This window comes from Bordetella genomosp. 1 (assembly GCF_002261335.1).
GTDB lineage: Bacteria > Pseudomonadota > Gammaproteobacteria > Burkholderiales > Burkholderiaceae_B > Bordetella.
On sequence record NZ_NEVL01000003.1, the window covers coordinates 960,041 to 981,146 of the forward strand.

At 70.4% G+C, this 21,106-nt stretch carries 20 protein-coding genes; 12 read left to right on the forward strand and 8 right to left on the reverse strand.

Features of this window, described 5'->3' with window-relative positions; translation table 11 throughout:
- Window positions 1-144: 144 nt before the first annotated feature.
- A complete protein-coding gene (locus tag CEG14_RS12765) occupies window positions 145-486 on the reverse strand; it encodes a carboxymuconolactone decarboxylase family protein (RefSeq protein ID WP_094826720.1) in 342 nt (113 codons plus the stop codon).
- A 163-nt stretch (window positions 487-649) separates the two neighbouring features.
- On the opposite strand from CEG14_RS12765, the gene CEG14_RS12770 reads away from it, so the two are divergent.
- Both CEG14_RS12770 and CEG14_RS12775 read left to right on the forward strand, forming a co-directional pair.
- Window positions 650-1,594: an AraC family transcriptional regulator gene (locus CEG14_RS12770; protein WP_094826721.1), complete on the forward strand. Its 945-nt coding sequence runs from the start codon at window positions 650-652 to the stop codon at window positions 1,592-1,594.
- 321 nt (window positions 1,595-1,915) lie between these two features.
- The gene (locus CEG14_RS12775; protein ID WP_094826722.1) at window positions 1,916-3,490 is read left to right on the forward strand and encodes a bifunctional aminoglycoside phosphotransferase/ATP-binding protein; all 1,575 of its coding nucleotides are present in this window, start codon (window positions 1,916-1,918) and stop codon (window positions 3,488-3,490) included.
- A gap of 10 nt (window positions 3,491-3,500) precedes the next feature.
- Here the strand turns inward: CEG14_RS12775 and CEG14_RS12780 are convergent, their stop codons facing one another.
- Entirely contained in the window at window positions 3,501-4,223 is a 723-nt protein-coding gene (locus CEG14_RS12780; RefSeq protein ID WP_141243336.1) for a hypothetical protein, read from the reverse strand.
- A gap of 341 nt (window positions 4,224-4,564) precedes the next feature.
- On the opposite strand from CEG14_RS12780, the gene CEG14_RS12785 reads away from it, so the two are divergent.
- Both CEG14_RS12785 and CEG14_RS12790 read left to right on the forward strand, forming a co-directional pair.
- Window positions 4,565-5,335, forward strand: coding sequence for a M48 family metallopeptidase (locus tag CEG14_RS12785; RefSeq protein ID WP_094826724.1), 771 nt, complete (start codon window positions 4,565-4,567; stop codon window positions 5,333-5,335).
- A gap of 333 nt (window positions 5,336-5,668) precedes the next feature.
- Entirely contained in the window at window positions 5,669-6,001 is a 333-nt protein-coding gene (locus CEG14_RS12790; RefSeq protein WP_094826725.1) for a YegP family protein, read from the forward strand.
- Between the two features lie 71 nt (window positions 6,002-6,072).
- Here the strand turns inward: CEG14_RS12790 and CEG14_RS12795 are convergent, their stop codons facing one another.
- Window positions 6,073-7,101, reverse strand: a complete 1,029-nt coding sequence (locus tag CEG14_RS12795; RefSeq protein WP_094826726.1) for a Bug family tripartite tricarboxylate transporter substrate binding protein — start codon at window positions 7,099-7,101, stop codon at window positions 6,073-6,075.
- 215 nt (window positions 7,102-7,316) lie between these two features.
- Between CEG14_RS12795 and CEG14_RS12800 the strand changes: the two genes are divergently transcribed.
- Together CEG14_RS12800 and CEG14_RS12805 are read left to right on the forward strand one after the other, a co-directional pair.
- On the forward strand, window positions 7,317-9,074 hold the full coding sequence (locus CEG14_RS12800; RefSeq protein WP_094826727.1) for an IlvD/Edd family dehydratase: 1,758 nt from the start codon (window positions 7,317-7,319) through the stop codon (window positions 9,072-9,074).
- A 10-nt stretch (window positions 9,075-9,084) separates the two neighbouring features.
- On the forward strand, window positions 9,085-9,759 hold the full coding sequence (locus tag CEG14_RS12805; RefSeq protein WP_094826728.1) for a GntR family transcriptional regulator: 675 nt from the start codon (window positions 9,085-9,087) through the stop codon (window positions 9,757-9,759).
- Here the strand turns inward: CEG14_RS12805 and CEG14_RS12810 are convergent.
- Window positions 9,717-10,694 carry a LysR family transcriptional regulator gene (locus tag CEG14_RS12810; protein WP_255032297.1) on the reverse strand — a complete coding sequence of 326 codons (978 nt, stop codon included), beginning with the start codon at window positions 10,692-10,694 and terminating at the stop codon, window positions 9,717-9,719. The genes CEG14_RS12805 and CEG14_RS12810 overlap by 43 nt on opposite strands.
- A 112-nt stretch (window positions 10,695-10,806) precedes the next feature.
- Here CEG14_RS12810 and CEG14_RS12815 point away from each other — a divergent pair, with 112 nt between their 5' ends.
- Window positions 10,807-11,772 carry a 3-hydroxyacyl-CoA dehydrogenase family protein gene (locus tag CEG14_RS12815; protein WP_094826729.1) on the forward strand — a complete coding sequence of 322 codons (966 nt, stop codon included), beginning with the start codon at window positions 10,807-10,809 and terminating at the stop codon, window positions 11,770-11,772.
- Window positions 11,769-12,620, forward strand: a complete 852-nt coding sequence (locus tag CEG14_RS12820; protein WP_094826730.1) for a 3-keto-5-aminohexanoate cleavage protein — start codon at window positions 11,769-11,771, stop codon at window positions 12,618-12,620. Before CEG14_RS12815 ends, CEG14_RS12820 begins: the two co-directional genes overlap by 4 nt.
- A gap of 16 nt (window positions 12,621-12,636) precedes the next feature.
- Here the strand turns inward: CEG14_RS12820 and CEG14_RS12825 are convergent, their stop codons facing one another.
- The 3 genes from CEG14_RS12825 to CEG14_RS12835 form a co-directional block, all read right to left on the reverse strand.
- Window positions 12,637-13,185 (reverse strand): DNA-deoxyinosine glycosylase, encoded by a 549-nt coding sequence (locus tag CEG14_RS12825; RefSeq protein WP_373454194.1) that lies wholly within the window; start codon window positions 13,183-13,185, stop codon window positions 12,637-12,639.
- Window positions 13,182-13,808, reverse strand: a complete 627-nt coding sequence (locus CEG14_RS12830) for a class I SAM-dependent DNA methyltransferase (RefSeq protein ID WP_094826732.1) — start codon at window positions 13,806-13,808, stop codon at window positions 13,182-13,184. Before CEG14_RS12830 ends, CEG14_RS12825 begins: the two co-directional genes overlap by 4 nt.
- A 64-nt stretch (window positions 13,809-13,872) precedes the next feature.
- Window positions 13,873-15,729 (reverse strand): phosphoenolpyruvate carboxykinase (GTP), encoded by a 1,857-nt coding sequence (locus CEG14_RS12835; RefSeq protein WP_094826733.1) that lies wholly within the window; start codon window positions 15,727-15,729, stop codon window positions 13,873-13,875.
- Between the two features lie 338 nt (window positions 15,730-16,067).
- Between CEG14_RS12835 and CEG14_RS12840 the strand changes: the two genes are divergently transcribed.
- The 3 genes from CEG14_RS12840 to CEG14_RS12850 all read left to right on the forward strand — a co-directional run bounded on the left by CEG14_RS12840 (window position 16,068) and on the right by CEG14_RS12850 (window position 18,701).
- A complete protein-coding gene (locus tag CEG14_RS12840) occupies window positions 16,068-17,330 on the forward strand; it encodes a Zn-dependent hydrolase (RefSeq protein ID WP_094826734.1) in 1,263 nt (420 codons plus the stop codon).
- Window positions 17,331-17,406: 76 nt separating this feature from the next.
- Window positions 17,407-17,742 (forward strand): thioredoxin family protein, encoded by a 336-nt coding sequence (locus CEG14_RS12845; protein WP_094826735.1) that lies wholly within the window; start codon window positions 17,407-17,409, stop codon window positions 17,740-17,742.
- 59 nt (window positions 17,743-17,801) lie between these two features.
- Complete coding sequence (locus CEG14_RS12850; protein ID WP_094827525.1) at window positions 17,802-18,701, forward strand: DMT family transporter; 900 nt, start codon at window positions 17,802-17,804, stop codon at window positions 18,699-18,701.
- Between the two features lie 22 nt (window positions 18,702-18,723).
- Here the strand turns inward: CEG14_RS12850 and CEG14_RS12855 are convergent, their stop codons facing one another.
- A complete protein-coding gene (locus tag CEG14_RS12855; RefSeq protein WP_094826736.1) occupies window positions 18,724-19,449 on the reverse strand; it encodes a GNAT family N-acetyltransferase in 726 nt (241 codons plus the stop codon).
- A gap of 183 nt (window positions 19,450-19,632) precedes the next feature.
- On the opposite strand from CEG14_RS12855, the gene pdxR reads away from it, so the two are divergent.
- Window positions 19,633-21,084, forward strand: coding sequence for a MocR-like pyridoxine biosynthesis transcription factor PdxR (gene pdxR, locus CEG14_RS12860; protein WP_256985791.1), 1,452 nt, complete (start codon window positions 19,633-19,635; stop codon window positions 21,082-21,084).
- Window positions 21,085-21,106: the final 22 nt, after the last annotated feature.

The following is a 21,106-nucleotide window of genomic DNA, read 5'->3' on the forward strand; positions in this document are numbered from 1 at the left end:
GCGTGCAGCGATCGACCGGACAGAGCGGAGGACATTCCGCGCGACGAACCCAGGCTTCCAATCGATGACGATCATCATGGATGCAACGTCCGACGCGTGGTGAAACGGGGCGGCGCGGTGTGCCCGGGCCGGCCCGCCTCGTGCTCACTTGGGCGGCAGTTCGGCCATGGCGTCCATCACGCGGGCCGAGTACACCATCGCGGCGCCGGCGTTCAATGCCACCGCCACGCCCAGGGCTTCGGCCACCTCTTCGCGCGTCGCGCCGGCCTTGTCGGCGGCAGCGACGTGCACGGCGATGCAGCCGTCGCAGCGCGTGGTCACCGCCACCGCCAGCGCGATCAGTTCGCGCGTCTTGGCGTCGAGATGGCCGGTCTTGTTGCCGGCGTTGGCGATGGTCTGATAGCCCGCCAGCGTGTCGGGCGTGAGCTTGCCCAGTTCGCCGATGCGCGGGCCGAGTTGTTTGCGGTATTCGTTCCAGTCGAGCATGGGATTCTCCGTTTGGGGTGATGCGCGGCGGCGGGGGCCGCCTGACGACGTGGAGAGATTCTGCGATGTTTCGAGCCCATGCTTAAGACTTAGAATCCTCAAGTTCTAGCGAATTCGTCTCACGGCGGGCGAGCCCACATCACACTCAAAAGGACCCCTGGGGATGGACGCACTGAGTCAGTTATTGGCATTGGGCCGCTTCGAGGCGCACATGGACGTGCGCTGCCTGCTCGACGGTGCGTTCGTGCTGCCGCACGAACCGGCGCCACGCCATGAGGCCGCCTTTCATCTGCTGCTGGCCGGACGCTGCCTGCTGCGCACCACGTCCGGCGAGATCGCGATGCAGGCGGGCGACTTCGTGATGGTGAGCCACGGCCAGACCCACACGCTCGCGCATGCCGGCGCGCGCGGCAAGCCGCGCCGCGCCGTCGCGCCCGTCGCCACCCCGCAGCCCACGCCGCTGGCACGCGTCTCCAATGTCGACACGCCGGCACAGGCCGCCGTCGACCTGGTGTGCGGGCGGTATCGCTACGCGCCGGGCGCCGGCATTCTGCTCGCGCAGACGCTGCCGCCGGTGCTGCACGCCTCGCTCCCGCTCGATGCGGGCGCAACGGACGCCCAGCCGCTGGCGGCGCTGGTCGATCTGCTGCGCAGCGAATCGGCGGTGGCACGGCCCGGCGCGAACGCGCTGATCAATGCGCTGGGCCAGGCCCTGCTCGCCTTGGCACTGCGCGCGCACGGCCATGCGGCCGAGGCGCCGCCGGGCCTGCTGCCGCTGCTCGCCCATCCGCGCCTGGCGCCGTCGATCCAGGCGTTGCTGCGCGAGCCGGGCGCCGACTGGACACTCGACACGCTGGCCGCCCACGCCGCCATGTCGCGCGCCACCTACGCGCGCCAGGTCCAGAGCGTGGCCGGCACGGCGGCCGGCGCACTGGTGACCCGGCTGCGCATGATGCACGCCTGCGAACTGCTGCAGGACATGCGGCGCCCGGTGGCCGACGTGGCCGAGGCGGTGGGCTACCGCTCCGAAGCCGCGTTCGGCAAGGCCTTCCAGGCCATGATGGGCGAGCCCCCCGGCCGCTGGCGCCGCGCCCGCGCAGCATCCTGACACCGCGGCGCAGCGGCGCAGCGACATTGCGACGTCACGCCACTCAAACAAAGGTGTCAGACTGCATTTAAAACAAAGGTGTCAGACTGCATTTTTGACATAGCCCCCAGGGAGATCGCCTCACACCGGGCCAAGCGCCGCGATCCACGAGAAACAAAGGTGTCAGACTGCATTTTTCGCCGGTGCCGCCTCGCACCCCTCGCCGTCGTTGGCGCAGCCCGGCACCCGCGCCGCAAACCCGCCAGGCCCGCTGCCCGCCGCACAAGCGGTACCCCGCCGCCGCGATGCTAGGATGGGACATCCCATTCTGCGGCGCATGCGATGAACAGCCCGGCCTCATCCGATGATGCGCAGTGCCCCGAGGCGCTGGCCTTTCTCACCGACCCCGCCACGCACGGCCTGGACGCCGAGGCGATACGCGTCGTGCGGACCCACATCTCCGTCGTGGTCCTGGCGGGCGCCGCCGCCTACAAGCTCAAGCGGCCGGTGCGCCTGCCCTATCTGGATTTCTCCACGCTCGCGCTGCGGCGCGCGGCCTGCGATACGGAGCTCGCATTGAACCGCCGCACCGCGCCCGCGCTGTACCGCCGCGTGCGCACGATCACGCGCGGGCCCGACGGCCGGCTGGCCTTCGACGGCGCGGGCGAGCCGATCGAGGCGGTGCTCGAGATGGCGCGCTTCGACGAAAACACGCTGTTCGACCGCATGGCGGCCGCCCATCGGCTCACGCCGGACCTGATGGAGCGGCTGGCCGGCGTCATCGCGGCCTTTCATGCCGAGGCGGCGCCCGCGGCGCCGGCTGACGCGGTGTCGGACCTGCGGCGCGTGCTCGACGCCAATGCGCGCGCCTTCGCGCATGCGCCTTCGGTGGCGCCCGAGGCCGCCGCCGCGCTGGATCTGCAGTTGCGGCAATGCCTCGATCGCCTGGCGCCGCGGGTGCTCGCGCGCGCCCGCGCGGGCCAGGTGCGCCGTTGCCACGGCGATCTGCACCTGCGCAACATCTGCCTGGTCGATGGCGAGCCCACGCTGTTCGACTGCCTGGAGTTCGATGAGGCGCTCGCCACCATCGACGTGCTCTACGACCTGGCGTTCGTGCTGATGGACCTGCAGGCGCGCGGCGAGCCGGCGCTCGCAAACTTTCTCTACAACCGCTATCTCGACGCCGCCCCGCAGCGCGACGGGGTGGCGCTGCTGCCGTTCTTCATGGCGCTGCGAGCGCAGGTGCGCGCACATGTCGCCGCCCAGCAAAGCACGCGCGACGGCGATGCGGCCGCCGACGAGGCGCGCGCCTACGTGGCGCTGGCACGGAGTCTGTTGGCACCCCGGCCCGCCCGGCTCGTCGCCGTGGGCGGGCCGAGCGGCAGCGGCAAATCGACCGTGGCCGCGGCCATCGCGCACGCCATCGGCCCCGCGCCCGGTGCACGCGTGATTTCGAGCGATCGGGTGCGCAAGCGGCTGCACGGCGTGAGCGCGCTGACCCGGCTGCCGCCGCAGGCCTACGAAGCTGCCGTGTCGCAGCGGGTCTACGCCGCCGCGCTGGAGGAGGCGGCAGCCATGTTGGCGCAAGGCGGCGCGGTGGTGGCCGACGCGGTGTTCGACCGCGCCGACAGCCGCGCGGCACTGGTTCGTTGCGCACGCAACGCCGGGGTGCCGTTCGACGGCGTCTGGCTGTGGGCGCCGCGCACCGAACTCGAACGCCGCGTCGCGGCGCGCCGCAACGATCCATCGGACGCCACCCTTGCCGTGCTCGACCGCCAGTTGGCGGGCATCGACGCGCCCGATGATTGGCACGCCATCGCGCCCCGCACGGCAGAGGCCGAGCGGCCACCCGGCCTGGAGACGACCGTCGCCGAGGTGCAACGGCGGCTCGGCGACGCCGCGCCGGTGCGCGACTGACGCGGCCGCCTCAGAGTCGGCCGACGCCGACCCACAGCCGCGTCTGCACCACGCGGCTCACGAGATCATGGAAATGCGCGGGCGCATCGCGCAGCACCGCCACGCCCTGGATCAGCGTACGCAGATCGAAGGTCAGCGCGCGCCGCACGCGGGCCGCCGTCGGCTCGGTGGCGCCTTCGGTTGCGCCGGGCACGTCCGGCGCGGTGGTTTCCTGGATGGCCACGACGCGCGCCTCCCGGTCGCGCCGTCGCTGCGCCGGTCCGGTCAGCAGGTCGGGCAGCCGGCGCGCGCCGTTGCGCATCAGCGTGGGCGCCGCGTAACGCACGGGCGCGATCACCAGGCGCACCCCTTCGGCCCCCAGCGCGGCCTCGGTGATGGCCGACACGGTGGACTGCACGATCACGGTGCTCTCGGGCACCGCGTCGGCCGAGGTGGCCGCGGCGTTGGCCTCGCCCCCGAGGAACCAGCGCTGCATGCCGATCAGCGCCTGCGCGCCGTCGAGATCGGCCTGTCCGCGCGAGGGCAGCAGGCGTTCGCGCCACACTGCGGGCACCTGCACCGCCTGGCCACAGGCGAGGCCCGCCGACAGCGCCTGGCTCGCGGGCCAGACCGTGTTGCGCCCGTGAAAACGCACCTGCTCGAATTCGAGCAGTTCCATGAGTTCACGGAAATTCATGCGGCAATACAGGCGCGCGGAGGTATCGAGCCGCTTATCGATATAAACATTGCTCACGGCATGGCTCCCAGGCAGGTTTCAGCGTAGGGCGCAGCGCGCCCGCTCCGGCCGCGGCAATGGGACGTGCAGGAATGGTTGCACACGCAATCAGGCGCCCCGATGGGCAGCCCGCGACCCGCCGGCACGAGCGAGAAGATCGTGCGGCAAGGTATGCCGAATTCCTACATTTTGGGCGCTCGCTAATTATTTGTAGCGATTTGATAAGCACCCAAACCACGCCCCCGCGCGGCGCTCATTACAGTTTAGGCCGCGAAGCTTTCAATCGCCTGTGGCGGTCCATATACATACCGATACCGGGCCGCACCTTTTTAGTTACACCAAGAAAGAGGAAACCAGAAATGAAAAAGCAAAACGCCCTGCTCGGCTCGGCGCTGTTGGCCAGCGTCCTCCTCGCCGGTTGTGCGAACATGAGTGGCATCAATGCCGACGGCCTGATGTCGGCTGGTGGCGACATGGCCAAGGCCATGAGCCTGTCTGACGCGGACATCGTCCAGCTGTCGGATGCCGCTTGCAAGGAAAGCGACGCGCAGTCGAAGGTGGCTCCGGCCAACAGCAAGTACACCAAGCGCCTGAACACCGTGATGCGCGGCTTCGGCAACATGGACCTCAACGGCCAGAAGATCAACTACAAGGTCTACCTGACGCAGGACGTGAACGCCTGGGCCATGGGCAACGGTTGCGTGCGCGTGTACAGCGGCCTGATGGACATGATGAACGACGACGAACTGCGCGGCGTCATCGGCCACGAAATGGGCCACGTCGCCCTGGGCCACAGCAAGAAGGCCATGCAGACCGCCTACGCCGTGAGCGCCGCCCGTGGCGCCGCCACCTCGGCCGGCAACAGCGCCGTCTCGGCCCTGTCGTCGTCGCAACTGGGCGAGATGACCGAGAAGCTGATCAACGCGCAATTCTCGCAATCGCAGGAAACCGCCGCTGACGACTACTCCTTCGACCTGCTGACCGAGAAGAAGATGAACCGCAAGGGCCTCATCACCGCCTTCGAAAAGCTGGCCAAGCTGGACGGCGGCAACAGCAGCATGTTCGACTCGCACCCGTCCTCGCCGGACCGTGCCGCGCGCCTGCAAAAGCGCCTGCAGAACGGCAAGTGATGCTGGCGGGCGGGCCCTCGCGGCCCGCTCGTTTGCGCGTGAAACCCGGGCGCCCGCGAGGGCCCCGGGTTTTTGTTTGGCTGGGCGCGACGCCACCAGGCAGTCCGATCGTGCAGGGACCACCTCTGCCAGCGACGGGCGACGAGGCGGTGCGAAAGGACCGCTTCAGCCAGCTCCTGCAACACCTCGGCAGGCGGCCGCGCCCGCGGCGGGCGTCTGCAACAAGACCATACCGCGCCGGATCTGTGTCCACGTTTGCGCGTATGCTGGCCCTGCCGCGCCGTTGCCGCGCCGGCCCCTTCCCTCACCGCAAGACGATTCCAGGAGTGCTCCATGGCAGGCTGGTTCGAACTCAAGCAGGGCAGCACCGGGCAGTTCCACTTCACGCTCAAGGCGAGCAATGGCGAAGTGATCCTGTCGAGCGAAACCTACACCACCAAGGCCTCTGCGCAGAAAGGCATCGACTCGGTGCGCGAAAACTGCTTCGACGCGACGCGCTACAACCGCGCCCAGGCCAGCAACGGCCGCTACTTCTTCACGCTGCGCGCCGGCAACGGCCAGGTGATCGGCAACAGCCAGATGTACACCTCCGAAGCGGCACGTGACGGCGGCATCGATTCGGTGCGCAACAACGGCCTCACGCAGGCGCTGCGCCAGATCGCCTAACCGTTCAGGTCGAAAAAAAAGCGGCCCGTCCAGGACGGGCCGCTCGGCAGATCACGCAAGGCGCGTCATCATCATTCCGCCTTCACGTTGGCCTCGCGGATCACGGTGGCCCACTGCTTGCGCTCGGCGCTGATGCGGGCGGCCGCGTCGGCCGGGGTGGTCCAGGTGGCGATGGCGCCCTGGCGCTCCAGCGCGTCCTTCACTTCCTGCTTGGCCAGGATGGTCTTGAGCGTGGCGTTGAGCTTCTCGACCACGGGCGCGGGCGTGCCGGCCGGTGCGACGATGCCGAACATCGAGCTCACTTCGAAGTTGGCCAGGCCGGCCTCGGCGGCGGTCGGCACGTCGGGCAGGGCCGCGGCGCGATCCTTCGACGTGACGGCCAGCGCGCGCAGCTTGTCGGCCTTCACGTGCGCCTGCGCGGCAGGCACGGTTTCGATCATGGTCAGCACCTGGCCGCCCATCAGATCCGTCATGGCGGGGCCGCTGCCCTTGTAGGGCACGTGCAGCATGTCGACACCGGCGACGCGCTTGAACATCTCTGCGGCCAGATGCTGCGGCGAGCCGTTGCCGGCCGACGCGATGGTCAGACTGCCCGGCTTGGCCTTGGCTGCGGCGATCAGCTCGGTCAGGGTCTTGGCGGGCACCTTGGGATTGACCACGAACACCAGCGGCACGGTGCCCACGATCGAGATCGGCGCGAACGACTTTTCGATGTCGTAATTGACGCGGCCTTCGTACAGCACCGCGTTGATCGAGTGGCTGGTCAGGGCGCCCATCAGCAGCGTGTAGCCATCGGGCGTGGCCTTGGCCACGACGTCGGCGCCGATGTTGCCGGCGGCGCCGCCGCGGTTCTCAACCACCACGGTCTGGCCCAGTTCGCCGGTGAGCTGCTGCGCCAGCACGCGACCGATCACGTCGGTGGCGCCGCCGGGCGGGTAAGGCACGACCATGCGAATGGTGCGGTCGGGATAGGCATCCGCGGCATGGGCCGGCACGGCGGCTGCGCCGAGCATGGCACCGGCACAGAGCGCCACCAGGGAGTTCAGCACGGCACGGCGCGGCAAGCGCGCGGCACCGGCCGTCGAGCGACGGTCGGACATCATTGTCTCCTCTACTTGCCGGGTTGGATTGGGATGGGTGCCCGGCTCACTCTGGCGGAGTGTAGGCGTGCGATCTTGATAATTTAATCAGTATTTTTCGATGATTTGATCTACGAAACAGATCAATCTCAGTCGGACTAAATTCCGCTTGCGGCTCGTATCTCCCTGGATTTATGATCGCTGCGTCGATTATCAATAATATTATCGGGATGGTTATGGACAAGAAAAAAGACGCGAAGGCGCCCGCCGCGGCGCCCGCCACCGGCCTGAAGAAGGGCCTCACGAACTACGGCGACACCGGCTTTTCGCTGTTCCTGCGCAAGGCCTTCATCAAGGGCGCCGGCTACACCGACAGCGCGCTCGACCGCCCGGTGATCGGCATCGTTAACACCGGCAGCAGCTACAACCCCTGTCATGGCAATGCGCCGCAGCTGATCGAAGCGGTCAAGCGCGGCGTCATGCTGGCCGGCGGCCTGCCCGTCGACTTCCCCACCATCTCGGTGCACGAGAGCTTCTCGCAGCCCACCAGCATGTATCTGCGCAACCTCATGTCCATGGACACCGAGGAGATGATCCGCGCCCAGCCCATGGATGCCGTGGTGCTGATCGGCGGCTGCGACAAGACCGTGCCGGCGCAGTTGATGGGCGCCTCGTCGGCCGGCGTGCCGGCGATCCAGCTGGTCACCGGCTCCATGCTCACCGGCGCGCATCGCGGCGAGCGCGTGGGCGCCTGCACCGACTGCCGCCGCTACTGGGGCCGCTACCGCGCCGAGGAGATCGATGACGTCGAGATCGCCGACGTCAACAACCAGCTCGTCGCCAGCGTGGGCACCTGCTCGGTGATGGGCACCGCCTCCACCATGGCCTGCCTCACCGAGGCCATGGGCATGATGGTGGCCGGCGGCGCATCGGCCCCGGCCGTCACCGCCGACCGCACCCGCGTGGCCGAGCAGACCGGCACCACCGCGGTCGCGATGGCGCGCGCCCGCCTCACGCCCGACAAGATCCTCACCGGCAAGGCCATCGAGAACGCGCTGCGCGTGCTGCTCGCCATCGGCGGCTCCACCAACGGCATCGTCCACATGACCGCCATCGCCGGCCGCCTGGGCATCGACATCGACCTCGCCGGCCTCGACGCCATGAGCCGCGAGACCCCGGTGCTGGTCGACCTCAAGCCTTCCGGCCAGCACTATATGGAAGACTTCCACAAGGCCGGCGGCATGCTGGCCCTGCTGCGCGAGCTGCGCCCGCTGCTGCACCTCGACGTGATGACGGTCTCGGGCCGCACGCTGGGCGAGGAGCTGGACGCCGCCCCGCCGCCCTTCAAGCAGGACGTCATCCGTCCGTTCGATGCGCCGATCTATCCGGTGGGTGGCTTGGCCGTGCTGCGCGGCAACCTGGCGCCGGGCGGCGCCATCATCAAGCAGTCGGCCGCCAATCCCAAGCTGATGGAGCACGAGGGCCGCGCCGTGGTGTTCGAGAGCGCCGAAGACATGGCGCTGCGGATCGACGATCCCGACCTCGACGTGACCGCCGAAGACATCCTGGTGCTCAAGCGCATCGGCCCCACCGGCGCGCCCGGCATGCCGGAGGCCGGCTACATGCCCATCCCCAAGAAGCTGGCCGTGGCCGGCGTGAAGGACATGGTGCGCATCTCCGACGGGCGCATGAGCGGCACCGCGGCCGGCACCATCGTGCTGCACGTCACGCCCGAGTCGGCCATCGGCGGCCCGCTGGCCTATGTGCAGAACGGCGACCGCATCCGTCTCTCGGTGAAAAACCGCGAGATCGCCCTGCTGATCCCGGATGCCGAGCTGGCCAGCCGGGCGGCCGCCGCGCCGCAGGAGCGGCCGAGCGCCGAGCGCGGCTACCGCAAGCTTTTCCTGCAGACGGTGACGCAGGCCGACCAGGGGGTAGACTTCGACTTCCTGCGCGCCACCGAAACCAACGAAAAGGTGCCGCGCGCGCGCTGACCGATCCGCCATGACTGCCTCCGCCTCCCCTGCCGACTGGACGCTCGACGACGCCGTCGCCGCGCTCGAAGAAGACATCGTCTTCGGCCGTCTGCATCCGCGCCAGCGCCTCACCGAAGACGAGCTGATGGCCCGCTTCGGGCTCAAGCGCCACGCGGTGCGGCAGGCGCTGGGGCGGCTGGAGCTGATGGGCGCCATCGAGCGCCGCCCCAACGTGGGCGCCGAGGTGCGCGCCTTCAGCACCACCGAGGTCATGGAGCTCTACGCGCTGCGCGAGCTGCTGGAGGCACGCGCCGCCAGCCTGATCCCGCTGCCGGTTGCGCCGGCGCGGCTCGAGCCGCTGATCGCGATCCAGCGCGAACACGATGCGGCCGTGGCGGCCGGCGACGCCCGCCACGTGTTCCGCTGCAACCACCAGTTCCATCGCGAGCTGTTCGCGCTCACCGACAACCCGATCCTGCAGCAGGCCATCGAGGAATACGCGCGCCGCACCCACCCGATCCGCTTCGGCACCCTGGCCGCCGCCGGCTATCGCGAGCGCGCGCGCCAGGAGCACTGGAGCATGATCGAGGCGCTGCGCGCCGGCGACCGCGAGGCGCTCGTGGCGCTGTGCGGCCAGCACATCATTCCGTCGCGCGACGCCTACCTGGCCGCCGAGCGCCTGCGCTCGGGCCGCGCCGCCTGAGGCTTCTCACCCGCCTTCCCGCCCCGCTTCGCCGCGGGCGCCGGTAGTTGCCGGCGCAACTCATCCACCAGGGCCAGCGCCGCCGGCGACAGACTGCGGTTGCGCGAGGTGACCAGCCCGATCGAACGCTCGGCCACCGGCCCCACCAGCGGCCGCTCGACCACGCCGGTGTGCGCCACGGCGCGCGCCGCGATCTCCGGCAGCGCCGCCACGCCGAAACCGCACTCCACCATCGCCACGATGGTGGCCAGGTGCTCCGCCTCGAAGGCCGGCTGGAAGCGGATGCGATTCTGCAGGAAGGCCCATTCGGTGTACTGGCGCACGCTGCTGGGCTGCACCATCGAAACGTGCGGCACGTCCACCGTGTCGGCCCAGCGCAGCGGGCCGGTGCTGCGCGCCAGCGCGTGATCCTGCGGGATCAGCAGCAGAAAGCTGTCGGACATCATGGGCACGTAGTGCAGGTCGGCCTGCTGCGGATCGGCCGCCGTGAGCGCGAAGTCGACCGCGCCGTTGCGCACCAGGTCGAAGGCTGGCCCAGACAGGGTGTCGTGCACCTTGAGCGCCACGCCCGGGTGGGTCTGGCGGAACGCCATCAACACACGCGGCAGCAGGCGCGCCGCCAGCGACGGCAGCGCCGCCACGGCGACCTGGCCGCGATCGGCATTGGCGATGCCGCCGACCGCGTCGATCGCCTCGCGAAACGCCACCTGCAACGCGGCCGCCTGTTGCATGAACACCTCGCCCGGTGCGGTGAGCCGCACGCTGCGCGTGGTGCGGTCGAACAGCCGCACGCCGAGCGCCTCCTCGATCCGCAGGATCTGCGTGGAAAGCGCCGACTGGGACAGGTGCAGCTGCGCGGCCGCCTGGCGGAAATTGAGGGTGCGGCCCAGCACCAGCACGGTTTCGATGTCGCGCATCGACAGATTGACCTTCACGCGCGTCTCCGTTGATTGATCTTGTAATTCGATCATTCTATAAAAAAAATCTGATTCATCAATCAACGCCGCTTCCCTACACTGGCGCCGAACCCGATCGAAGGAGCGATCAATGCAGACGACGAACAATGCGCCCCTGGCGCGTCCCGCCACGGCGCACGTGGTGGTGGTAGGTGGCGGCACGATGGGCGCCGACGTGGCCGTGGTGCTGGCCCGCGCGCAATGCCGGACCACCGTGATCGAGCCGCACGCCGAGCGCGCGGCCGCCCTGCCGGCCCGCGTGGCCGCCAACCTGGAAGCCGCCGGCCGCGCCGACTGCGCCCGTTTCGTGGGCACCGCCGCCACGCTGGACGACGTCCAGTGGGACGACGTGGGCCTCGTGATCGAGTGCGTGCCCGAACGGCTCGACATCAAGCAGAAGCTGTTCGCCGAGCTGGTGCAGCGCGCCCCGCGCGACGCCATCCTGGCCAGCAACAGTTCGAGCTTCCCGATCAGTGCCATCGGCGTGGGCCTGGAAACGCGCGACCGCATGCTGGGCCTGCACTTCTTCATGCCGGCGCACCTGGTGCCGCTGGTCGAAGTGGTGCTGTGCGAGGCCAGCGCGCCGGCCAGCGCCGATGCGCTGATCGGCTTCATGCGCCGTTGCGGCATGGTGCCGGTGCGCGTGGCGCGCGACCTGCCGGGCTTTCTCGCCAACCGCCTGCAGCACGCGCTCTCGCGCGAGGCGTTCAAGCTGATCGACGAAGGCATCGCCACGCCCGAGGACGTGGACGCCGCGGTGCGCTTCGGCTTCGGCTTCCGCTTTCTCGCGGCCGGCCCGGTGCTGCAGCGCGACCACGCCGGCATCGAGGTGCACGCCGCCGCCGGCGCCACCATGTATCCCACCTTCTGCAACGACGACCATCCGGCGCGCTGCCTGACCGAACGCGCCGCCGACGGCCGCCACGGCATGAAGACCGGCCAGGGCTTCTACAGCTGGAACGCGGAGACCATCGCCGCCGAACGCGCCCGCTACGATCGCCTGCTGCGTGCCGGCCTCGACCTGCTGTCGGCCGAACTGCCGGAGATCCAGCCATGAGCGCGCGCCCGACGCCCGCCCTGCTCTCGGCCTCGCCGCTGATCGTGTGCGTGGCGCCCAACGGCGCCTACAAGACCGCGGAACAGCATCCCGCCGTGCCCATGACCCCGGCCGCGCTGGCGCGCGAGGCCCAGGCCTGCCTGGATGCCGGCGCCGCCATGATGCACATGCACGTGCGCACCCCGGAAGGCAAGCATTCGATCGACGTGCAGGCCTATCGCGACGCGCTCGCCGCGGTCGATGCTGCGGTCGGCGAGCGCCTGCTGGTGCAGGTCACGAGCGAGGCCGCCGGCGTATATCGCGCGCCGGCCCAGATGGCCATGGTGCGCGAACTGCGCCCGCGCGCGGTGTCGATCGGGCTGCGCGAGATCGCGGTGCCGGAGGTCGAGGAAAGCGAGCTGGCGGCCTTCTTCGCCTGGATCGCGGCCGAACGCATCATGACGCAGATCATCCTCTACGACGTGGCCGACGTGGAGAAGTGGCAGTCGCTGCGCGCGCGCGGGCTGGTGCCGGCGGGCGCGTGGTCGACGCTGTTCGTGCTGGGCCGCTACAGCGCGGGCCAGCAGTCGTCGCCGCACGATCTGCTGCCCTTTCTCAATGCCTATGACTACACCCTGCCGTGGGCGGTCTGCGCCTTCGGCCGCGAAGAGAACGCGTGCGTCACCAGCGCGGCCTCGTTCGGCGGCCACATGCGGGTAGGCTTCGAGAACAACCTGACGCTGCAGGACGGCAGCATCGCGCCGGGCAACGCGGCCCTGGTGGCCCAGGCCTTGACCGGCGGCCTCGCGCTCGGCCGCCCCATCGCCGACGCCGACCAGGCGCGCGCCATCTACGGCGCGATCGGCTGATGCGCTGGCGCGGGCCTCAGGCCTGCGCCAGCGCGCGCCACGCCGCCAGCTTGGCCGCGAGCGGCTGCGCCGCGTGCGCGGGGCTGGTGGACGGCAGACTCAGGTAGCAAAGCGGCCGCTCCAGGCCGGCCAGCTGCGGCAGCGCATGGCGCTTGAACAGCGCCGCGGCCTTGGCGCCGTTGAACGCGATGCGCTCGATGGCCGGATGCGCGGCCAGGAAGGCCGCGAAATCGTTGGCACGGGCGCTGCCCGCCACGATCGCGGCATCCAGGCTGCCCGGGCGCTCGCATTCGGCGAGCACGTCCCACAGCGCCACGCCCGCGTCGCGCAACTGCGCCAGCCGGATGCCGTAGTCGGCCTGCGGATCGATGCCGTACAGCGCGGCCATGATGGGCCAGAACGCGTTGCGCGGGTTGGCGTAGTAGCGGCCGGCGGCGAGCGAGACCACCCCGGGCATGGTGCCCAGCACCAGCACGCGGGCGCGGGCATCCGACACGGCGCCGAAGCCCTGCACCGCCGCCTGGGCCGGCGACAAGGCCTGCGCCTCGGCCTCGACCCGCTTCACGGGCGGCGCCACACGCTGGCGAGCCAGGGCTGCTGCTCGCGCGGCAGGCCCGCGGGCCGGTAGTAGTGTTCGAGCGCCTCGAAACCGGCCGCCTCCAGCAGCGCCTGCCATTGCGGCCAGTCGTGCCATACGCCATAGCGCCCGCGCGCCCAGCCCTCCTGGTTGGCGCCGCGCGGATTGGACGCGAACAGCGCGCCGCCGGGCCGCAGCGTGGCGTGCAGCTGCCCCAGCACGCGCGGCAGCACGGCGCCGGGCACGTGGAACAGGCTGGCGTTGGCGAACACGCCGTCGAACGCGGCCGGCGGCAGGTCCAGATGCAGGAAGTCCTGCTGCCAGACCTCGCCCGCGCCGCTGGCGCGCGCCATGGCCACGAACTCGGCCACGCCGTCCAGGCCCACGGGCCGGTGGCCGCGCGCGGCGAAGGTGCGCAGGTCGCGCCCCGGCCCGCAGCCGAAGTCGAGGATGTCCAGGGGCCGGTCGCCCGGCAGGTGGCGCAGCAGCGCGTCGACGTTCTGGCTCACGTCGTGGTCGCGCGTGCCGGCCTCGAAGGCGGCGGCGACCGCCGCGTAGTCGGCCAGGGTGCCGGCGCTCACGGCATCGAGATCGGGAGTGTGCTTGCTCATGGGCCCCAATGTACAACGGCCGCCCGGCAAGCCGGGCGGCCGTGGCCGCACTGCCCCGACGCGATCAGGCCGCGAGGCGGCGCTCGATCTCGCTCTTGGTGGTCGCCAGTTCTTCGGGCAGGCCCTGGGCGAGCTGGTCGAACAGCTCGGCGTGCAGGTTGAGCTCCTCGCGCCAGGCCGGGCCGTCGCTGGAGATCACCAGCTCGAACGCATCGGGGCTGAACTCGAGGCCGGTCCAGTCGATGTCGCGATAGGTGGGCGAGATGCCGAACGCCTGTTCGGCGCCGCCCGCCGTGCCCTCGAGACGGCCCAGGATCCACTTGAGCACGCGCATGTTTTCGCCGAAGCCGGGCCACACGAACTTGCCGTCCGGGCCCTTGCGGAACCAGTTGACGCAGTAGATGTGCGGCAGCTTGGCGCCCTTGGCCTGCAGGCGCTGACCGAGCTTGAGCCAGTGGGTGAAGTAGTCGCTCATGTTGTAGCCGCAGAACGGCAGCATGGCGAAAGGATCGCGGCGCACCACGCCCTGCTGGCCGGCGGCCGCGGCGGTGGTTTCGGAGCCCATCGTGGCGGCCATGTAGACGCCCTCGACCCAGTTGCGCGCCTCGGTCACCAGCGGCACCGTATTGGAGCGGCGGCCACCGAAGATGAAGGCGTCGATCGCCACGCCCTTGGGATTCTCCCATTCGGGATCGATCGAGGGGCATTGCGAGGCGGGCGCGGTGAAGCGCGCATTCGGGTGCGCGGCCTTGCGGCCGGTCTGGGCTGCGCTGGCAGGCGTCCAGTCCTGGCCCTGCCAGTCGATCAGGTGCGCGGGCGGCGTGTCGGTCATGCCTTCCCACCACACGTCGCCGTCATCGGTGAGCGCCACGTTGGTGAAGATCACGTTGGCCTTGAGCGTGGCCATGGCGTTGGGATTGGTCTTTTCGCTGGTGCCGGGGGCCACGCCGAAATAGCCGGCCTCGGGGTTGATCGCGTACAGGCGGCCGTCGGCGCCCGGCTTGATCCAGGCGATGTCGTCGCCGATGGTGCTGACCTTCCAGCCGTCCATGCCCTGCGGCGGGATCAGCATGGCGAAGTTGGTTTTGCCGCAGGCCGAGGGGAAGGCGGCCGCGATGTGGCGCTTCTCGCCCTTGGGCGAGGTCACGCCGAGGATCAGCATGTGTTCGGCCAGCCAGCCCTGGTCGCGGCCCATGGTGGACGCGATACGCAGCGCGAAGCACTTCTTGCCCAGCAGCGCATTGCCGCCGTAGCCCGAGCCGTAGCTCCAGATCTCGCGCGTCTCCGGGAAATGCACGATGTATTTGGTGGGGTTGCAGGGCCAGGCCACGTCGGCCTCGCCCGGCTCGAGCGGCGCGCCCACGCTGTGCACGCAGGGCACGAACTCGCCATCGGTGCCCAGCACGTCGTACACGGCACGGCCCATGCGCGTCATGATGCGCATGTTCACGGCCACGTAGGGGCTGTCGGACAGCTCGACGCCGATGTGCGCGATCGGCGAGCCGAGCGGGCCCATCGAGAACGGCACCACGTACAGCGTGCGGCCGCGCATGGCACCGGCGAACAGGCCGTCGAGCGTGGCGCGCATCTCGTCGGGCGCGGCCCAGTTGTTGGTGGGGCCGGCATCCTCTTCGCGGGCCGAGCAGATGAAGGTACGGTCTTCCACGCGCGCCACGTCCGACGGATCGGACCAGGCCAGATAGGAGTTGGGGCGCTTGGCGGGATTCAGGCGGCGCATCGTGCCGGCCTGCACCATCTGTTCGCACAGGCGGTCGTACTCTTCCTGTGAACCGTCGCACCACACCACGGCATCGGGCTGCGTGTGCGCGACCACGCCGCGCACCCATTCGATCAGCTTCGGGTGTTTGACATAGGCAGGCACATTCAACGCCACGGCATGAGCCTCGGAAGCGAGCGTCATCGGGGGTATCTCCTCAAAGAAGTTGCATGAGCACACCGGGCGGGTCGCGGCGGGCCGGGACACGCGCCGGTGGCGGGGCATTGCCAAAAAAGCCGGCCCGGCGGCCGAAGCCGCCGGGCGATCACGGTCGATATTACTTGCGGCCCCCAATGGGTCCAATCGTCTTTACGGCTGGTCACGTCTGTTTTGCTAGGGGTTAACCCGTGCGATGAACACATCGCAGTGCAGCATGCGCGCACGCCGGGACGCGGCCGGGCCTATGACATAATCGGGCGCATTCCACGCGGGCGCCGCACTCGCTGCGCCCATTGTCTCTCCCCGTTTTACGCCGTCGCCTCATGCCCTTGTCCCCGCCCCCGCTCAATGCCGAACGCCTGTGGTCGCGCGTCGAAGCCCTGTCGCGCTTCACGCTGGCCGATCAACCCTGGACGCGCCGCGCGTTCACGCCGCTGTGGGCGGAAAGCCGGGAATGGTTGCGCGCGCAATTCGAGGCGGCCGGCCTGCGCACCCACGTGGATGCGGGCGGCAACCTGGTGGGCCGGCGCGCAGGCCGCAACCCCGGCGCCCCGGTGCTGGCCACCGGATCGCACTGCGACACCGTGGTCGAGGGCGGCCGTTTCGACGGCATCATCGGCGTGCTGGCCGGCATCGAGATCGCCCACACGCTGCAGGAGCAAGGCATCGAGCTCCAGCACCCGCTGGAGGTGATCGATTTCCTGTCCGAAGAGCCGAGCGACTACGGCATCTCGTGTGTCGGCAGCCGTGCGCTGGCCGGCGTGCTGCACCCCGACATGCTGGCCGCGCGCAATCCCGCCGGCGAAACCCTGGCCGAGGGCCTGGCGCGCGCGGGCGGCGATCCCGCGCGGCTCGCCTCGGTGCAGCGCGCGCCCGGCAGCACGGCCGCGTTCGTCGAACTGCACATCGAGCAGGGCCCGGTCCTCGAAACCCGCGGCCTGCCGATCGGCGTGGTCACCAACATCGTGGGCATCCGCCGCGTGGCCATCACGGTCACGGGCCAGCCCGATCACGCCGGCACCACGCCGATGGACATCCGGCGCGACGCGCTGGTGGGCGCGGCGCGCGTGATCGAGGCTGCGCACCGGCGCGCCAGCGCGGCCAGCGGCAATCCGCATTACGTGGTCGCCACCGTCGGCCGCATCGCGATGACGCCCAACGTGCCCAACGCGGTGCCCGGCAAGGTCGAGCTCGTGCTCGAGGTGCGCAGCGACAGCGACGCCGTGCTCGAAGGCTTTCCCGAAGCGGTGCTCGACGAGGTCGCCAGCGGGCTGGCCGAGCTGCGCCTGCAGGCGACGATGAGCGGCCTGAGCCGCGCGCGCCCCACCGACTGCACGCCGCTGGTGATGGACGCGGTCGAGCAGGCGGCCACGCGCCTGGGCTATGCCAACATGCGCATGCCCAGCGGCGCCGGCCACGATGCCGTCTACATGGCGCCCAGCGGTCCGATCGGCATGGTGTTCATTCCGTGCAAGGGCGGGCGCAGCCATTGCCCCGAGGAGTGGATCGAGCCGTCGCAACTGCTGGACGGCACCCGCGTGCTTTACCAGACCCTGCTCGACCTCGACGCCCAGCTCGCGCGATAACCCTGCCGCCGGCCGGGCCGCCACCGCCGCCGGGCCGGCGCTTGGGTATGCTCACGCATCCGTCTCGAAAAACACCATGGAACAGATCGAACTCAACGACGGCACGGCCGACCGCTACCTGCTGGACGCGCCCGGCCTCTCGCTGCTGGTCTTCTACAGCCGCACCTGCGCCAACTGCCAGGTGGCGCGCCAGCGCCTGCCCGAATTCGACCTGCCGATCGAGCGGCTGTGCTGGATCGATGCCGGCCACAACGGCGGCCTGGTCCAGCGCTACGAGGTGTTCCACCTGCCCGCGCTCTACGTGGTGCGCGACGGCGCATTCTACGGGCCCGTGAGCGCGCAGCTGGCCGATTGGGATCTGCGCCAGCAGATCGGCCTCGCGCTCGACAGCTATCCGGCGGAACTGCCGTGAGCCGGACCGCCGCCGCGCCGGCCACCCGGCTGCCGCTGGACACCTTCGCCACCAGCGTGATGCTGCTGCTGTGCATCTGCTGGGGCTTCCAGCAGATCGCGATCAAGCTGGTCGCAGCCGACATCTCGCCCATGCTGCAGATCGGCCTGCGCTCGGCGTTCGCCGCCGTGGTGCTGGGCATCGTGGTGCTGCGCCGGCGCGGTCTGGCCGAGCTGCGCGACGGCACCCTGCCCGCCGGCCTGCTGGCGGGCGTGCTGTTCGCGGGCGAATTCCTGATGGTGGCGCTGGGGTTGAACTACACCACGGCCTCGCACATGTCGGTGTTTCTCTACACCGCGCCCATCTTCGCGGCGCTCGGGCTGCACCTGCTGGTGCCCGAGGAGCGCCTGCGTCCGCTGCAGTGGGCGGGCGTGGCGGTCGCGTTCGGCGGCATTGCACTGGCGTTCCTGGGCAAGGGCGTGGACGCGCAGGCGGCCGCCAGCGCGGCCGCGCCCAACATGCTGCTGGGCGATTTCCTGGGACTGCTGGCCGGCGCCGCCTGGGGCCTCACCACGGTGGTGATCCGGCGCTCGCGGCTGTCGGAGGCGCCCGCCGCCAAGACCTTGTTCTATCAGATGGTGGTGGCCGGCATCGCCCTGCCCGCCGTGTGGGCCGCCGGCCCGGCCGCCGCGCCGCACTGGTCGGGCCAGGCGGTGGTGTCGGTCCTGTTCCAGTGCGTGGTGGTGGCGCTGTCGAGCTACCTCACGTGGTTCTGGCTGCTGCGCCGCTACCTCGCCTCGCGCCTATCCATTCTCTCCTTCCTCACGCCGCTGTTCGGCGTGGGCTTCGGCGTGTGGATCCTCGACGAGCCCATCGACCCCACCTTCGCGCTCGGCGCCGTGCTGGTGCTGGCCGGCATCATGCTGGTGAGCGCGGCCGGCCTGATCCAGGAGCAATGGGCCCGCCTGCGCGGGCGCTGACGCGGGCCCTGCCGCGCCGCCGTCAGGCGGCGGCGCGCCGTTGCGTGCGCAACGAGGCGAGCGACTGGCGCTGGTTGCCCTGCGCGTCGAAGTTCGACGGCGCGAGCCAGGCCTCGAAGCCCGCCTTCACCGCCGGCCACTCCGAGTCGAGGATCGAGAACCACGCCGTGTCGCGCGAGCGACCCTTGTAGACGGTGGCCTGGCGGAACAGCCCCTCGTATTCGAATCCCAGCCGCTCGGCGGCGCGGCGCGACGGCGCATTCAGGCTGTCGCACTTCCATTCGTAGCGGCGATAGCCGAGCTCGTCGAAGGCGCGGCGCATCAGCAGGTACTGCGCCTCGGTCGAGGCGCGCGAGCGCTGCAATAGCGGCGAGTACGTCACGAAGCCCACCTCGATCACGCCGGCCGGCGGATCGATCCGCATGAGCGCCAGGGTGCCCACGGCCCGGCCGGTGGCCAGGTCGATCACGGCGTGGTGCAGCGGATCCTTGCTGGCGGCGGCACGCTCGGCAAAGTCGCGATAGCGCGCCGCATCCTCGAACGGGCCCACCGACAGGTAGGTCCAGTCGCGCGCGTCCGGCGCCTGCGAATAGGCGGCGTACAGCTCGGCCGCGTGACGCTCGGCGTCGAGCGGTTCGAGGCGGCAGTAGCGCCCCTCGATCGGCGTGCGGGGCGGCGGCTGGCGCGCCGTCCAGCCCGGCAGGGGCTCGCCGATGGGTTGACCGAAGGGATTGAGCAACGAAGCCATGGTGTTCCTCGCAACGGAAGCGTGATTTGTCTGCCGGAATGCCAGACGATGCGCTAAGGTAGCGCCTATCGTGGCATGATAAAAAGGCCACGACACGCCAACCTGATAGTGCCACGCGCTTTTGCCATGTCCGCCACCGCCGCGCCCTCGTTCGAACTCGACCTGCTCGATGCCCCGCTGGAAATGACCGCCGACAATGGCCGCGGCGCGCCGCCGCTGCAGCGCCAGCTGCAACACCGCCTGCGCCAGGCCATCCTGACCGGGCGGCTGGCGCCCGGCACGCGGCTGCCGGCCTCGCGCGCCCTGGCGGAGTCGCTCGGGATCTCGCGCAACACCGTCACCATCGCCTACGACCATCTGGCCGCCGAGGGCTATGTGCTGGCCGACCGCCAGGGCACCCGGGTGGCGCCGCTCGCGCGCCGCGTCCAGGCCGAGGCCGGCGCCGGCATCAAAGGCGAGGCGGCGCCCGCGGCCGCCCTGCCCGCCGTGTCGACCAGGCTCGCGGGCATCGTGCCCAGCGCACCACGCAACGACATCCACCTGGCGCTGCGGCCCGGCACGCCGGCGCTGAATCACTTTCCGCAGGCTGCCTGGCGCGGCGCGCTCGAGCGCGCGGTGCGCGGCAGCGGCGCCGCGGCGCTGGGCTACGGCGACCCGGCCGGCGAGCCGGCGCTGCGCACCGCCATCGCCCGCTACCTCGGCCTGGCGCGCGGCGTGCGCTGCGAGCCGGCCCGGATCGTGATCACCGAAGGGGCGCAGGAGGCGCTCACGCTGTGCGTGAAGCTGCTGTCGAACCCGGGCGAGACCGCCTGGGTCGAAGACCCCGGCTATCGCGGCGCCAAGACCGCGTTCGCGCTGGGCGACCTGCGCATGGTGCCGGTGCGGGTCGGGCCGGAGGGCCTGGCGGCCAGCGCCGAAGACTGGCGCACCCGTCCGCCGCGCCTCATCTACACCACCCCGTCGCACCAGTACCCCACCGGCGCCGTGCTGTCGGCCGCGCGGCGGCTGGAGCTGATCGCGCTGGCGCGCAGCCATGGCGCCTGGATCATCGAAGACGATTACGACAGCGAATTCCGCCATCACGGCGAGCCCATCGCCGCGATGCAGGGCCTGGTCGACGCCGCGCCCGTGCTGTACGTGGGCACGTTCTCGAAGACGATGTTTCCGTCGCTGCGCATCGGCTTTCTGGTGTTGCCGCAGGCGCTGGCGCCCGTCGTGGGCCCGGCCCTGGGCGAGCTGTTGCGCGGCGGGCACCGCCACGAGCAGCTGGCCCTGGCCGACTTCATCGAGAGCGGCCAGTTCACGCGCCACCTGAATCGCATGCGCAGGCTGTATCGCGAGCGTCAGAAGGCGTTGCGCGAGGCCCTGGCGCGGCACTTCGACATGCCGCACTCGCTCGAAGGCGGCCATTGCGGCCTGCACCTCACGCTGCGCCTGCCCGAGGCCTACCCCGACCGCGCGATCGTGGCGAGCGCCGCGCCGCACGGCATCGCGCCGGCCGCGCTGTCGAGCTTCGTGCTGTGTCCGCAGGCGCGCGACAACGGCCTGGTGCTGGGCTATGGCAACACCTCCGCCGAGCGTTTCGACGGCATCGCGGCGAAGCTGGCGCAGCTGACCCACGCGGCGCGCCGCTGAACGCGGGGCACGCCGGCACGCG